The sequence below is a fragment of the Streptomyces sp. NPDC059897 genome (assembly GCF_042730865.1).
In the GTDB taxonomy this organism is placed as follows: Bacteria; Actinomycetota; Actinomycetes; order Streptomycetales; family Streptomycetaceae; genus Streptomyces.
The window spans coordinates 1-14,765 of sequence record NZ_JBHWKQ010000027.1 but is presented as its reverse complement, the minus strand read 5'-3'; the positions used below and the strand labels follow the sequence as shown (position 1 = coordinate 14,765).

The following is a 14,765-nucleotide window of genomic DNA, read 5'->3' as shown; positions in this document are numbered from 1 at the left end:
CCTGCCACCGACGCACCAGGAGGACCCATGACCGAGCACCCCCGCCTCACACGCCGCCACGGGCTGCGCGCCGCACTCGCCCTCGCCGCCGCGCTTCCCGCCGCGGCGGCGGTGACCACCACCGCCGCCACTCCCGCGGGCGCCGCGCCTGCGGGCCGCGGAGGCCGCCTGCACGTCATGACGTTCAACCTCCGCTACGCCTCCGACACCTCACCGCACTCCTGGGCCGACCGCCGCCCCGTGATGCGCGAACTGCTCCGCGCCGAGCGACCGCACATCATCGGCACCCAGGAGGGCCTGTACCACCAACTCCAGGACATTCACACCGACTTGGGTGAGCACTACGCCTGGATCGGCACGGGCAGAGCGGGCGGCAGCCGGGACGAGTTCGCCACCGTCTTCTACGACACGCGACGCCTGCGCCCCGTCGAGTTCGACCACTTCTGGCTCTCCGACACCCCGGAGCTGATCGGCTCGAAGAGCTGGGGCAACTCGGTCATCCGGATGGCCACATGGGTGCGCTTCGAGGACCTCGCCGACGGCGGCAAGGAGTTCTACGTCCTCAACACCCACTTCGACCACCAGGTGCAGCTCTCCCGCGTGAAGTCGGCAGAGCTGATCGCCTCGCGCGTCGCGGCCCTCGACACCTCCCTCCCCCTGCTGATGACCGGCGACTTCAACGTGGCCGCGCACGGCAACCCGGTCTACGACCAGCTCCTCGCCACGGGCCTCCAGGACACCTGGGACGCGGCCGCCGTACGCAGCAAGCTCTACGCCACGTTCCACGGCTACAAGCCACTCACCCCGGACGGCGACCGCATCGACTGGATCCTCGCCACACCGGGCGTGACGGTGCACTCCGCGGCCATCAACACGTACGAGCAGGACGGCCAGTACCCGAGCGACCATCTGCCGGTGCAGGTGAGGGTGACGCTCGGCTGAGACATGCCACCCCGCGGTCGGCGATTCAGGGCACCGCAATGCGTGAAACTGCTCAAACTCCCGCCCCTTCGTGCAACATTGACAGCCCATCACTGAAGTGGTCTAGTCCGCTACAGCATGTCGTATGTGCCCACCGTGGAGGTTCACTCATGTTCCGCCCGAAGCACAGATCCCGCAGGACGCCACTCGTCGCCGTCCTCACTGTGGCGGCCCTGGCCGCAGCTCCGCTCACCCTTGGTACGGGCCCGGCCGCCGCCGGTTCGGAGGCCGGGTCCGGCGACAGTTCGCCCGTCATCACCCCGGCCCCGCACAGCGAGCGGCAGCGGTCCGACCGGGTCACCATCACCCCCGCCGTCACCGTCGTCACCGGCGCGAAGTCCGATCCGGCCGCCGTGAAGCTGACCACCGCCGTGCTGAAGGCGGCCGGTGCGCGGGATGTCACCACCGTCCGGAAGGCGCCCGTGGGCTCCGGTTCGCTGGCGGTCTACGTCGGCGGGCCGAGCGAGAACCCTGCGTCGGCGGGTGCGCTCGACGGTCTGGACACCGATGGGCCGGCCGGGCTCGCCGCCGAGGGGTACGTCCTCGCCATAGGCGGCAAGGGCGCGGGCCGCATCGTGCTGTCCGGCGCCGACCCGACCGGCACGTACTACGCGGCGCAGTCGCTGCGTCAGGTGCTGCCGCACCGCACGGCCCCCGGCGCCACCGTGCGCGGCCTGGCCGTGCGCGACTGGCCGGCCACACCGGTGCGCGGTGTCATCGAGGGCTTCTACGGCACCCCGTGGTCGCACGCGGCGCGCCTGGACCAGCTCGACTACTACGGCGAGCACAAGATGAACATCTACGTGTACTCGCCGAAGGACGACCCGTATCTGCGCGCCAAGTGGCGCGACCCCTACCCGGCCGAACAGCTCGACCAGATCGAGGAGTTGGTGGCGCGGGCGCGGGCGAACCACGTCGAATTCACCTACGCCCTCTCCCCCGGCCTGAGCGTCTGCTACAGCTCGGACGACGACCTCAAGGCGCTCACCGACAAGTTCCAGACGCTGTGGGACATCGGGGTGCGGCAGTTCGCGGTGCCGCTGGACGACATCAGCTACACCGACTGGAACTGCGACGCGGACAAGGCGAAGTGGGGCACCGGAGGCGGCGCGGCCGGACAGGCGCAGGCGTATCTGCTCAACCGGGTCAACCAGCAGTTCATCAGGACCCATGACGGCGCCCTGCCACTCCAGATGGTGCCGACGGAGTACTACAACACCACCTCCACGCCGTACAAGACGGCGATCTCCGGGCAGCTCGACAAGGATGTGCTCGTCGAATGGACGGGCGAGGGTGTCGTGGCGCCGACGATGACGGTGGCTCAGGCGAAGCGGGCCAAGACGGTCTTCGGGCACGAGATCCTGACCTGGGACAACTATCCCGTCAACGACTTCGCGACCGGGCGGCTCTTCCTCGGCCCGTTCAGCGGACGCGAGAAGGGGCTCGCCGAGGAACTGGCCGGGATCACCGCCAACCCGATGATCCAGCCGTACGCCTCGAAGCTCGCGCTGCACACCGTCGCCGACTACACGTGGAACGACGCGGCGTACGAACCCGATGCCTCGTACCGCGCGGCCGTTGAGGAGATGGCCGGCGGGAAGGCCAAGGTGGCGCGGGCGCTGCGGGCGTTCACGGACCTCAATCACAGCTCGCGGATGGACTCGGTGGAGGCGCCGGAGCTGTCGAGGCTGATGAAGGGGTACTGGGACGGTTCCGTCCCGGCGTCCGCGCTGACGGCCGCGTTCGCCGGGCTGCGGGACGCGCCGGCGACGATCCGCGGCGGCGTGGAGAAGGGATTCGTCGAGGATTCCGGGCCGTGGCTCGACTCGGCCGAGGCGTGGGGCAGGGCCGGAGTCGCGGCGGTGCGGATGCTGGAGGAGCAGCGCGCCGGGCACACGGAGGCGGCCTGGACGCTCCGTCAGCAGCTCCCCGGCCTGGTGGCCGAGGCGAAGTCGTTCCGGTACACCGACCTCAATGGCGGCAAGGTGCCGGTGGTCGTCGGTGAAGGTGTGCTCGAACCGTTCTTCGCGAAGGTGCGGGACACGTCCGACAAGGACCTCGGTCTGCCGCCGCAGCCGACCGGAACCACCAAGCTGCCGGTCTACAACGGCAACACTGCCGACCGGATGACCGACGGCGACGACTCCACGTACTTCTGGAGCAGCCGGGCGCCGAAGACCGGCGAGGGTGTCGGTGTCGACCTGGGCGGTGCGCAGCCGCTCGGCTCGGTGACAGTGGCGATGGGCAAGTCCGGAAGCACCGAGGACTATCTGCACAAGGGTGTCCTGGAGTATTCGTCGGACGGCACGACGTGGCACGCGCTGGGCGCGGAGTTCAGCGGGAAGGCGACGTGGACGGCGGACGCGCCGAGCGGCACGAGCGCCCGGTACGTGCGTGCCCGCGCGACGGCCGACCAGACGAACTGGCTGGTCGTCCGGGAGTTCGCGGTGGCACGTACGGACCGCCCGACGGTGAGCGGCGGCCCGGCTCCCGGGGACGGCAGCAGTCTGGCCGCGGCGGCGGACGGGAAGCCCGAGAACGCCTACCGTGCCGCTTCCGCCCCCGCGTCGGGCGATGCGCTCACGGTGACGTACCCGGCGCCGCGTTCGGTGACCTCGGTGACAGTGCTGCGCCCGGACGGCGCGACGTCCTCGAAGGCGGTGGTGCAGTTGCGCGTCGGCGGCACGTGGCAGGACCTCGGCCCGCTCGACGGCTCCGTCACCGCCCTGCCCGCGCCCGCCGGGGCGAGCGCGGACGCGGTGCGGCTCGTGTGGGGTGACGGGTCGGCGGCTCCGGTGGTGAGTGAGGTGATCACCAAGTAGGCGCCGTGTTGTGAACGGGGCGGGTGCGGAGAGTCCTTGGCGGCCTCCGCACCCGTTTCGGTATCCCCCCGCTGTCAGGTGTGCTCCGGCGGATTGACGCGTGATGTCTCGATCGCCGACTCGGACGTGCCCCACTTCTTGAGGATCCGCTCGTACGTCCCGTCCTCGATCAGCTCGTTGACCGCGGCCCGGAACGCCTTGGTGAGCCGCGAGCCCTTCTTGAAGGCGAAGCCGACGTCGAGGCGGTGGAACTCGCCGAGGAAGGTGGTGCGCGACGCGGAGTTGTTCGCCTGGTGGCGCAGGCCGTTGATGGTCGACATGATCACGTCGATGCGGCCCTGCTGGAGTGCGGTGAGGGTGGCGCCGTTGTCGGAGAAGACCTGCACGTCGTACGGCTTCTTGCCCGCCTTGGTGCAGCGCGACTTCTCCGCGTCGAGGGTCGCTTCGAACGTGGTGCCGGCGCCGACGCCGATGTTGCGGCCGCAGAGCTGGGCGAGGTCGGTGATCTTCTTGCCGAACGAGGTGTCACCCGTCTTGACCGCGAAGCCCTGGCCGTCGTTGATGTAGGTGACGAAGTCGATGGTCTTCAGGCGTTCGCCCGTGACACCGAAGTTTCCGGTGCCGAGGTCGTACTTGCCGCTCTCCAGGGCCGGGAGGATCGTCTCGAACGAGGCGTCCTGGCGCTTCAGTCGGATGCCGAGCACCTTGGCCGCGGCGTCGGCGAGGTCGATGTCCTGGCCCACGGGCTTCTTGCCGGTGCCGTTCGGGTAGTACGCGGCGGGCGGGCCTCCGGTCGAGCTGCCGATGCGCAGGGTGCCCTTCTTGCGGATGTCTTCGGGCAGCAGCTCGGCGGCGGAGTCCACCTTGCGGACGGCGGCGACCGGGTTGCCGGTCGGTGCGGCGGCGGCCTGCGCGCCCCCTCCCGCCGCGCCGCCGGTTTCGGTGTCGCCCGAGCCGCAGGCGGTCAGCGCGAGGAGCGGCAGCAGCGCGAGGGCGGCGAGGCGCGGTCGGGTTCTGGTCCCGGGCAGGTTCACGGGTCGGGGGCCTTTCGGGTGTGCGGGCAGCGCGCGGCGCCCGCGAGGCGGCGGTTCGGTACAGGTGGGTGTGACGACGCCGGGCGCGGTGTCACGTACGGGGACGTGTCACGCGCAGGTGTCGTAAGGAGGAGAGGTGTCGCGGCAGCGCGCGTCAGGAGAGGACTCGGCCCGCGACGGGGTCACCGAGGGAGGGAAGGGCCGGTCGAAGGTCCCGCTGCCGGTTCAGGCGCAACACGCCGCGGACCACACCCGACCGAAGTCGATGTGGTCGCGCGAGACCAGGCGCTGGGCAGTCATGCGGACAATTGAGCAGGACTTCGGCGGTCACGTCAAGCGGCGCCCGCATGCCGGGCGGTCTCTACTCCACGGCTCCCAGGCCGTGTTGACACATCCGCGGCGCGGGCACATACGATCGGCGGTGGACAGGCCCCCAGGGCCTGCTCCGGCCGCGTTGAGGGACGCGGCACATGTGACGACGCCGAATCCGTCCACGCCTTCCCGCCTGTGCCGCGGGGCGCCTTCCGCGCCCGCGCCTCCCTCTCCGGAGACACTTCGATGACCACGACGTCGTCCTACGTCACACCCACTCCCGCCGCATCGCCCGAGGATCCGGCGCCCGCGGCGTCCGCCACCCGGATCGTGCCGCGCCGGCACCTCGGCCGCTGGGCGTCCGCCGCCGTCGCGCTGCTCGTCTTCGCGATGGTGCTCAACTCCGTGGTCCGCAACGGCGCCTTCCAGTGGGCGGTGGTGGGCCACTACTTCACCACCTCCGCCGTGCTCGACGGGCTGCTCCTGACGGTGTGGCTGACCGCCGCCGTGATGGTCCTCGGGTTCCTGCTCGGCACCGTGCTCGCGACGATGCGCCTGTCCGCCAACCCGGTTCTGCGGACACTGAGTTGGGGCTATGTGTGGATCTTCCGGTCCACGCCGCTCCTGGTGCAGCTGCTGTTCTGGTTCAACATCGGCACCCTGTATCCGACGCTCGGGCTCGGCATCCCGTTCGGCCCGGAGTTCGTCACGGTCAAGACGGTGAACCTGTTCGGGCCGACCCTCACCGCGCTGATCGGCCTGACGCTGCACGAGACCGCGTACGCCGCCGAGGTGGTGCGCGGCGGCATCATCTCCGTGGACTCCGGGCAGACGCTGGCCGCACAGGCCCTCGGTCTGAGCAGGCGCCGCACGCTGCGCCGGATCGTCGTCCCGCAGGCGATGCGCTCGATCGTGCCGACCGCGGGGAACATGCTGATCGGCACGCTGAAGGGCACGAGCATCGTGAGCGTGCTCGCCGTGCACGACCTGCTGTACTCGGCGCAGCTCATCTACAACCAGACGTACCAGGTGATCCCGCTGCTCATGGTCGCCACCCTCTGGTACATCGCGGTCACCAGCGTGCTCAGCGTGGGGCAGTTCTACGTGGAGCGGCACTACGCGCGGGGTGACTCGCGGACGCTGCCGCCCACTCCGCTCCAGCGCCTGCGCGGCCGGATCGCCGCCGCCCGCGCCTGGTTGAGCCGGGTGACGGCGGCCGACACACGCCCCGCGGCCGGCGGTGACCGGTGAGCTGCGCCACACCTTCCCCACTTTCCCTACCGAATTACTAGGAAATCCTTGACCGGGCCCGCCCGGACGCACAGGATGGTGCACATGTCCCGTACGCAGCAGCGACTCGTTCGTCGTCGGCATGTCGACTTTGGTCACGTCGTCAGCGCCGCGTGCTGTCGCGCGTAAGGCACCCGGCCCACCGGCCGGACCGTGCCGCTCCGCACGCCAACTCCCCGGCCGCCTAGGCGCGTTCATCCACCGCGCGTCCGGCGGCCCGACACACCACCGAGGGACACCCGCCATGACCACGGCACCGCAGACCCGCCCCGCCCACGCCACCGCGCCACCCTCCGACGCCCGCCATCTCAGCCTCGTCCGCGACACCCCGCAAGACGGCGGCCAGCGCGGCTCCGTACCGATGGTCGGATACCTGCTGCTCGTCCCCGAGGGCACCGACCCCGCCGGGCTCTTCGCCGAGGGCGGCCCCCGGCCCGAGATCCGGCCGGTCGACCCCGCGACCCCACTCCCGTCCCCGCCGCCCGCCGCACCGCCCGCGGACGACGCCATCCGCATCGATCCCGTGCGCCATGTGGCCGAGCTGGAGGGCCGCGAACTCGACCTCACCTACCTGGAGTTCGCGCTCCTCGCCCATCTCGTGCAGCGCCCGCACCACGTGCTGACGCGCGAGCTGCTGGTGACGGCCGTATGGGGCTACGACCACGTCGGTGACGGCCGCACCGTGGACGTCCACATCGCCCGGCTGCGGCGCAAGCTGGGCCGGGCCCACCGCCAGCGGATCGTCACCGTACGACGCGTGGGGTACAAGTACGTCCCCGAGCGGCGCCCCGACCGGCAGGACGGCTCCGAGCCCGCCCCCTGCCACCGACCTTGAGGAGATCACCGTGACGGCCCCCGCCACCGCGTCGCCCCTTCCCGTCCCGGCCCACGAACGGGCCGGCGGCGACCATCCGCACTGGCTGCGGGTGGCCCGCGAGGTGGCGGACGACCTCGCCACGGACGCGGTCGCCAGGGAGCAGGCGGGCAAGGCCCCGGTCGACGAGGTGTCACGGCTGCGCGAGGCGGGGCTGCTGACACCTCCGGCCCCGACCGGGACCGACGGAGGCGGCGGGGACTGGGCCGCCGCCCTCGCCGTCGTCCGGGAGATCGCGGCGGCGGACGGCGCGATCGGCCAACTGCTCGGCTGTCACTACTTCTTGGCGGGCAGTGCCCGGTTCTTCGCCGGGCCCGCGCTCGCCGCGCAGATCGAGGAGCGGTCCGCGGCCGAGCAGTGGTGCTGGGGCGGCGGGTTCGCCCGCCAGGAGCCCACACTGACGCTGACCAAAAGCTCCGACGGGCTGGTGCTCAACGGGCGGCAGGACTACACCACCGGCGTCCTGGCCGCCGACCGGCTGGCCGTGCGGGCCGTGCGGGCGGACACGGGCGCACCGCTCGCCGTCGTACTGGACGCCGACCGGCCCGGTGTCGTGGTCGACGCCGCGGCCGACACCTTCGGGCGGCGGCTCGCGGCCGGCGGCACCGTCGAGTTCGACGACGTGCCGGTCGCCGCCGACGAGGTGCTCGGCCCGCTCTCCGCGGACGAGGACTTCCTGCCGCCCCGCACGGCCCTCGCCTCGCCGGTCGCCCACCTCGTCTCCACCCAGGTCCTGCTCGGAACGGCCGAGGGAACCCTCGCGGAGGCCCGCGAGTACAGCAGGACGGGCCGGACACCCCTGCATCCGGCCTGGCCGGTCGGCAGCCCGCACGACCCGCAGGTGCTGACCACCTTTGGGGAGCTCACCGTCCTCGTCCGCTCCGCGTCGGCGCTCGCCGACCAGGCGCTGGGGGCCGTACAGACGGCTCTGGCACTCGGCGACGAGCTCGCCTACGACGCGTACGCGGAGGTCGCCGCGCTCGTGACCATGGCGGAGACCGCCGCCTCCAGGGCCGCACAGGAGTCCACCACCCGGGCCCTGGACATCGTCGGCCCGCGCGCCGCCTCCGCGACGCTCGGCTTCGACCGCTTCTGGCGCAACGCCCGCACCCACACACTGCACGAGCCGATCGGGCACCAACTGCGCGACATCGGCGACTACTTCCTCAACGGCGCGCAGCCCCCGTTCGCCCTTCCCGCCTGAGGATTCTCACGGTCTTCTCGGAATACGAGACACGTACGTCCATATGATGAACACCCTCTTGGGGTGAGAGCCACCTTCTGCCACGATCCCTATCTGTCAGGTAGGAAAACTCGGGAAGGCAGGGGGTGGCCATGCGTACGCTGAGCCGCGCCGAGCTGTCGCGCCTTCTGCTGACCTCGCGCCGCCACATCGACCTCGGCCGCACCTCCAGCGCCATCTGTCGCGCCGCCTGAGCCACCGGCCCCGGTCCCACGGCGCCCCGCGCGCCTCCCCCGAACCACCCATTTCCCGAGAGGACACCTCCGTGTCTCCCGCACGCTCCCGCTCCACCCTGCGCATCCTCGCCGCCACGGCAGCACTCCCCCTCCTGCTGACCGCGTGCGGCTACGGGTCCCAGTCGACCGACGGCGGCGACCAGGCCAAGGCCGCGTCGAGCGGCAAGAAGCTCTCCGCCGACTCGGTGAAGATCGGCTACTTCCCCAACCTGACGCACGGCACCGCCCTGGTGGGCGTACAGCAGGGACTCCTGCAGAAGGAGCTCGGCGGCACCCAGATCAAGCCGTCGACCTTCAACGCGGGGCCCTCCGAGATCGAGGCGCTGAACGCCGGTTCCATCGACATCGGCTGGATCGGCCCCTCCCCCGCCATCAACGGCTACACCAAGTCCCAGGGCAAGTCCCTGCGGATCATCGGCGGTTCGGCCTCCGGCGGCGTCAAGCTGGTCGTGAACCCGAAGAAGATCAAGTCCCTGGACGACCTCAAGGGCAAGAAGATCGCCACGCCCCAGTTCGGCAACACGCAGGACGTCGCGTTCCTCAACTGGATCGCGGAGCAGGGCTGGAAGGTCGACGCCCAGAGCGGCAAGGGCGATGTCTCCGTCGTCCGCACCGACAACAAGATCACGCCGGACGCCTACAAGTCCGGCTCCATCGACGGCGCCTGGGTCCCCGAGCCGACCGCCTCCAAGCTCGTGTCCGAGGGCGGCAAGGCGATCCTCGACGAGGCCGACCTGTGGCCGGACAAGAAGTTCGTGATCACGAACATCATCGTGTCGCAGAAGTTCCTCAAGGAGCACCCGGACGTCGTCGAGGCCGTGCTCCGCGGCTCGGTGAAGACCAACAAGTGGATCAACGCCAACCCGGACAAGGCCAAGGCCTCCGCCAACGAGGCACTGAAGAAGCTGTCGGGCAAGGCGCTGCCGGCCAAGGTCCTCGACCCGGCCTGGAAGTCCATCGACTTCCTCGACGACCCGCTGGCCTCGACCCTCGACACCGAGGCGAAGCACGCGGTCAAGTCCGGTCTCCTCGAGCAGCCCGACCTCAACGGCATCTACGACCTCGAGCCGCTCAACAAGGTCCTCAAGGCCGAGGGCGCGGACGAGGTCGACGACGCCGGTCTCGGCGCGAAGTAGCAACCCATCGGACGTGGCGCGTCAAGGAATTGACGAGCCCTCAGGAGGTGACACCCATGGCCACCACGACACCCGGGTCGGCCGAGGCCGTCGAGACGGTGACACACGCGGCGCGTATCGAGCACGTCTCGAAGTCCTTCCCCGCGCCGGGCACGCCCGGCGGACAACAGCTCGTCCTGGACGACATCACCCTCGATGTCGCGCCGGGCGAGTTCGTCACCCTCCTGGGGGCCTCGGGCTGCGGCAAGTCCACTCTGCTCAACCTGGCCGCGGGCCTCGATCTGCCGTCCGCGGGCTCCATCGCCACGGACGGCAGGCCCGCCCTGATGTTCCAGGAGCACGCGCTGTTCCCGTGGCTGACCGCGGGCAAGAACATCGAGCTGGCCCTCAAGCTGCGCGGGGTCGCCGCCCAGGAGCGGCGCGCCGAGGCGGAGCGGCTGCTCGACCTCGTCCGGCTGACCGGCGCGCACGGCAAACGGGTGCACGAGCTGTCGGGCGGGATGCGCCAGCGCGTGGCGCTCGCCCGCGCGCTCGCCCAGGACAGCCGGCTGCTCCTGATGGACGAGCCGTTCGCCGCGCTCGACGCCATCACCCGCGACGTGCTGCACGACGAGCTGACCCGCATCTGGCAGGAGACGGGTGTGTCGGTGCTGTTCGTGACGCACAACGTGCGCGAGGCGGTGCGCCTGGCCGAGCGCGTCGTCCTGCTGTCGTCCCGCCCCGGCCGCATCGCCCGGGAGTGGACGGTCGGCCTGCCCCGGCCGCGGCGCCTGGAGGACACCGCGGTCGCCGAACTGTCCGCCGAGATCACCGAAGAACTGCGTGGGGAGATCCGCCGCCATGGCCGCCACTGACCACACCGCCACCCTCGACGCGGAGGCCGCCAAGGACGCCACCGCGGCGCCCCGCGAGCCCGGACGTCCGAACGATCTCGCGGGCCTGGAGGCGGGGCTCGACGCACTGGACTCGGTGCGGTCCCCCCGTACGCCGCTGCGCGAGACACTGCGCCGCAAGGTGCTGCCGCCGGTCACCGCGGTCGCCGTGGTGCTGGTGGTCTGGCAGGCGCTGGTGTGGGCGGGGGTCGTCCCGGACTACAAGCTGCCCTCGCCCGCCGATGTGTGGGGCGAGGTGCGCACGGCCTGGCTCCAGGGCACGCTCCTCGACTCCATCTGGACATCCGTGTCACGCGGCCTCTTCGGCTTCCTGCTCGCCCTCGCCATCGGCACACCACTCGGCCTGCTGGTGGCCCGCGTACGGTTCGTGCGCTCGGCCATCGGGCCGATCCTGTCGGGTCTGCAGTCACTGCCGTCGGTGGCGTGGGTGCCGCCCGCCGTGATCTGGCTCGGCCTCAACGACTCGATGATGTACGCCGTGATCCTGCTCGGCGCGGTCCCGTCCGTCGCCAACGGCCTCGTCGCCGGCGTCGACCAGATCCCGCCGCTGTACCTGCGCGCCGGGCGGACCCTCGGCGCGACCGGGCTGCGCGGGGCGTGGCACATCGTGATGCCGGGCGCGCTCCCCGGTTATCTCGCCGGGCTGAAGCAGGGCTGGGCCTTCTCGTGGCGCTCGCTGATGGCCGCCGAGATCATCGCCTCGTCGCCCGATCTCGGTGTGGGCCTCGGCCAGTTGCTGGAGAACGGCCGCAACAACAGCAGCATGTCGCAGGTGTTCCTGGCCATCCTCCTCATCCTCGTGGTGGGCATCGCCATCGACCTGCTGATCTTCAGCCCGCTGGAGCGGCGGGTGCTGCGGGGGCGGGGACTGCTGGCACGACGCTGAGATGGCGGAGCGCGTTGCTGCACGCGAGTGTCGTGCGAGCGCTCAAGATGCGAGCCTCCGTGCGGTCTGGTGATGTTTTAAGTGATCACTTGACCCCCTCCCTGAAGGAGCAGTTCATGGTGCGTCGCATCGCAGCCGCTGCCGCCGTTGCCGCGGTGGCCGGTTTCATCGCAGCCGGTCCCGCCGTCGCCGACAGTGGCGCGAACAGCGCCGGTCAGGCCGAAACCCACGTCGAAGCCGAGACCCAGGACTTCGTCAACGTGGGCGGGCACAACGGCGTCACCGTCGCCAACGAGGCGGAGGCCGAGGCCCACTTCGGCGCCTGGTTCAACAACCACTGAGCCCCTTGGGTTCGGTCCCTTCGCGTGACGCATGACGCAGGCGGCCCCGCTTCGGCGGGGCCGCCTCGGCGTGCCCGGGGCGGCACCCGGAGGATCCTCATAACGAAGGTGTCCGCGTCCGGCGTGTCGCACTGACACGGGGCCGTCCTTCGTAGCCACTGCTCGTATGAGTGAACTCAGCGATCTGATTCCCGTCGAGGCCATCCGCCTCGACGTGGCCGCCCCCGACTGGCAGGCAGCCGTGCGTGCCGCCGGTGACCTGCTCGTCTCCACAGACGTCAGCACGGACACGTACACCGAGGAGATGCTCCGCAACGTCCGGGAGAACGGCCCCTACATCGTCATCGCGCCCGGCTTCGCCTTCGCGCACGCCCGGCCCTCCCCCGCCGTCCGGCGTACCGGCATGTCATGGGTGAGGCTGTCGACGCCGGTGAGCTTCGGGCACGAGACGAACGACCCGGTCCACCTCGTCGTCGCCCTCGCCGCCGAGGACGCCGGGGCACACACCCAGGCGATGGGCGCCCTCGCCCGGCTGCTCGCCGACGCCGACACCTCCGCGGCCCTCGACCGTGCCCCGACACCTGAGGCGCTGCGGCGCATCCTCATGGGGGACGCGGAGCCGGAACCGTCCGACAGTGTTCCCGCACAGCCCGCGCCCAAGGGCTCGGGGCACGGCATGCACAAGATCCTGACGGTGTGCGGCAACGGTGTCGGCACGAGCCTCTTCCTCAAGTCGACGCTGGACAAGGTGCTCGACCGCTGGAAGTGGGGCCGGTACATCACCACCGAGGCGACCGACACCATCTCCGCGAAGGGCAAGGCGTCCGAGGCGGTGGCCATCATGACCTCGCGGGAGATCGCGCGGACGCTCGGGGACGTGGGTGTGCCGGTGCGGGTGATCGAGGACTTCACCAGCACCAAGGAGGTCGACGCGGCCATGCGCGACCTCTACGACGTCTGATCCCCCGCCCCCACCGCTCCCCTCCCCAGGAGTCCGCATGAACACCCTCGTCGACATCGCGAAATTCATCGTCAACGAGATCCTCAGCGTCCCCGCCTATCTCATCGGCATCATCACGGCCGTCGGCCTCATCGCCCTGAAGAAGTCCGCAGGTCAGGTCATCGGCGGCGCCATCAAGGCGACCCTCGGCTTCCTGCTGATCGGCGCGGGCGCGACCCTTGTCACCAACTCGCTCGCCCCGCTGGGCACCATGATCACGGGTGCCACCGGTTCGCACGGTGTGATCCCCACCAATGAGGCGATCGTCGGCATCGCGCAGGCCGAGTACGGCTCGCGCGTGGCGTGGCTGATGATCCTCGGCTTCCTCGTCAGCCTCCTGCTCGCCCGCTTCACACCACTCTCCTACGTCTTTCTGACCGGCCATCACATGCTGTTCATGGCAACGCTGTTGACGATGGTGATGGCGACCGCGGGCGTCACCTCATGGGTCGTGGTCGTCGCCGGCGCGGTACTGCTCGGCATCATGCTCGTCGCGATGCCCGCCTTCGCGCATCCCTGGACCAAGCGCGTCACCGGCAACAACACCGTCGCCGTCGGACACTTCGGAACGGCCGGGTACATCGTCTCCGGCGCCACCGGTCAGGCCGTCGGCAAGAAGAGCCGCTCGACGGAAGAGATGAACCTGCCCGAGGGCCTGCGCTTCCTGCGCGACTCGATGGTGGCGACCGCCCTGTCGATGCTGCTCATCTACATGATCATGGCCATCGTCTTCCTCGCGAAGGTCGGCAGGACGGAGGCCTTCAAGGCGTTTGCGACGGGCGGCGGGTCGCCCTCCACCGGTGTCGGCAACTACCTGATGTCATCGGTCAACCAGGGCCTCCAGTTCGGCATCGCCGTCGCCGTCATCCTCTTCGGTGTCCGCACGATCCTCGGCGAGCTGGTGCCCGCCTTCCAGGGCATCGCGCAGAAGGTGGTGCCCGGCGCCATCCCCGCCCTGGACGCCCCGATCGTCTTCCCCTACGCCCAGAACGCCGTGCTCGTCGGCTTCATCTGCTCCTTCGTGGGCGGCCTGGTGAGCCTCGGGCTGCTCGTCGGTGTCTTCAAGCCCGCGTTCGGCACGGCCCTCGTGCTGCCGGGCCTCGTCCCGCACTTCTTCACCGGTGGCGCGGCGGGTGTCTTCGGCAACGCGACGGGCGGGCGCCGCGGCGCGGCCCTCGGCTCGTTCCTCAACGGTGTGCTGATCACGTTCCTCCCCGCGTTCCTGCTGGGCGTCCTCGGCTCGTTCGGCTCGGCCAACACCACGTTCGGCGACGCCGACTTCGGCTGGCTCGGGCTGATCCTCGGCAACGTCGCCAAGGCCGGTGACGTCGCGGGCGTGATCCTCATGCTCGTGGTCGGCCTGCTGATCCTGGCCGCGGCCATCACGTGGCAGAAGCGGGTCGTGGACACCGGCTGGGACCCGGGCGCCAAGCGTGCGGCCCTGCTGCCGCCGGAGGACCGCCCGGAGCAGCACGACGAGGCCGCGGGCGGCGAGACGCCGGTCTCCCGCACGTACGCGAAGATCCAGCCGCCGGCGGGCGCCCCGACCCCGCCGCCTCCGCCGGAGGACTGAGCCTCCTCGCACGACACGCGTGACACGGGTGAAGGCCCGCCGTACACACCTGACCTCGGCCGCGCATCACACCTAAGCGGCGGCCCGATCAGATCGCGAAGCCCCAGGCGATCACCAAAGCCGCGGCGCCCAAGACCTCCATGA

The 14,765-nt window shown here is 70.7% G+C and carries 13 protein-coding genes; 12 read left to right on the top strand and 1 reads right to left on the bottom strand.

Annotated elements, in window-relative coordinates:
* The first annotated feature begins 27 nt into the window (after window positions 1-27).
* Complete coding sequence (locus tag ACFV9W_RS26415) at window positions 28-942, top strand: endonuclease/exonuclease/phosphatase family protein (protein WP_385765147.1); 915 nt, start codon at window positions 28-30, stop codon at window positions 940-942.
* Window positions 943-1,091: 149 nt separating this feature from the next.
* On the top strand, window positions 1,092-3,803 hold the full coding sequence (locus ACFV9W_RS26410; protein ID WP_385765145.1) for a beta-N-acetylglucosaminidase domain-containing protein: 2,712 nt from the start codon (window positions 1,092-1,094) through the stop codon (window positions 3,801-3,803).
* A 74-nt stretch (window positions 3,804-3,877) separates the two neighbouring features.
* Here ACFV9W_RS26410 and ACFV9W_RS26405 read toward each other — a convergent pair whose 3' ends face one another.
* Window positions 3,878-4,837 (bottom strand): ABC transporter substrate-binding protein, encoded by a 960-nt coding sequence (locus tag ACFV9W_RS26405; protein ID WP_385765143.1) that lies wholly within the window; start codon window positions 4,835-4,837, stop codon window positions 3,878-3,880.
* A 558-nt stretch (window positions 4,838-5,395) separates the two neighbouring features.
* Here ACFV9W_RS26405 and ACFV9W_RS26400 point away from each other — a divergent pair.
* The 10 genes from ACFV9W_RS26400 (at window position 5,396) to ACFV9W_RS26355 (ending at window position 14,621) form a co-directional block, all read left to right on the top strand.
* Window positions 5,396-6,400 (top strand): amino acid ABC transporter permease, encoded by a 1,005-nt coding sequence (locus ACFV9W_RS26400; protein WP_385765141.1) that lies wholly within the window; start codon window positions 5,396-5,398, stop codon window positions 6,398-6,400.
* A 283-nt stretch (window positions 6,401-6,683) separates the two neighbouring features.
* Window positions 6,684-7,274, top strand: a complete 591-nt coding sequence (locus ACFV9W_RS26395) for a winged helix-turn-helix domain-containing protein (protein WP_385765139.1) — start codon at window positions 6,684-6,686, stop codon at window positions 7,272-7,274.
* Window positions 7,275-7,284: 10 nt separating this feature from the next.
* Window positions 7,285-8,517, top strand: a complete 1,233-nt coding sequence (locus ACFV9W_RS26390; protein WP_385765137.1) for an acyl-CoA dehydrogenase family protein — start codon at window positions 7,285-7,287, stop codon at window positions 8,515-8,517.
* A gap of 131 nt (window positions 8,518-8,648) precedes the next feature.
* Entirely contained in the window at window positions 8,649-8,750 is a 102-nt protein-coding gene (locus ACFV9W_RS26385) for a putative leader peptide (RefSeq protein ID WP_385765135.1), read from the top strand.
* A 71-nt stretch (window positions 8,751-8,821) separates the two neighbouring features.
* Window positions 8,822-9,928, top strand: coding sequence for an ABC transporter substrate-binding protein (locus ACFV9W_RS26380; protein ID WP_385765133.1), 1,107 nt, complete (start codon window positions 8,822-8,824; stop codon window positions 9,926-9,928).
* A 56-nt stretch (window positions 9,929-9,984) separates the two neighbouring features.
* The gene (locus tag ACFV9W_RS26375) at window positions 9,985-10,782 is read left to right on the top strand and encodes an ABC transporter ATP-binding protein (RefSeq protein ID WP_385765131.1); all 798 of its coding nucleotides are present in this window, start codon (window positions 9,985-9,987) and stop codon (window positions 10,780-10,782) included.
* Window positions 10,769-11,707: an ABC transporter permease gene (locus ACFV9W_RS26370; RefSeq protein ID WP_385765129.1), complete on the top strand. Its 939-nt coding sequence runs from the start codon at window positions 10,769-10,771 to the stop codon at window positions 11,705-11,707. Before ACFV9W_RS26375 ends, ACFV9W_RS26370 begins: the two co-directional genes overlap by 14 nt.
* Window positions 11,708-11,823: 116 nt before the next feature.
* Window positions 11,824-12,048, top strand: coding sequence for a hypothetical protein (locus ACFV9W_RS26365; RefSeq protein ID WP_385765127.1), 225 nt, complete (start codon window positions 11,824-11,826; stop codon window positions 12,046-12,048).
* Between the two features lie 166 nt (window positions 12,049-12,214).
* A complete protein-coding gene (locus ACFV9W_RS26360) occupies window positions 12,215-13,009 on the top strand; it encodes a PTS sugar transporter subunit IIA (protein WP_385765125.1) in 795 nt (264 codons plus the stop codon).
* A gap of 37 nt (window positions 13,010-13,046) precedes the next feature.
* Entirely contained in the window at window positions 13,047-14,621 is a 1,575-nt protein-coding gene (locus ACFV9W_RS26355) for a PTS ascorbate transporter subunit IIC (protein ID WP_385765123.1), read from the top strand.
* Window positions 14,622-14,765: the final 144 nt, after the last annotated feature.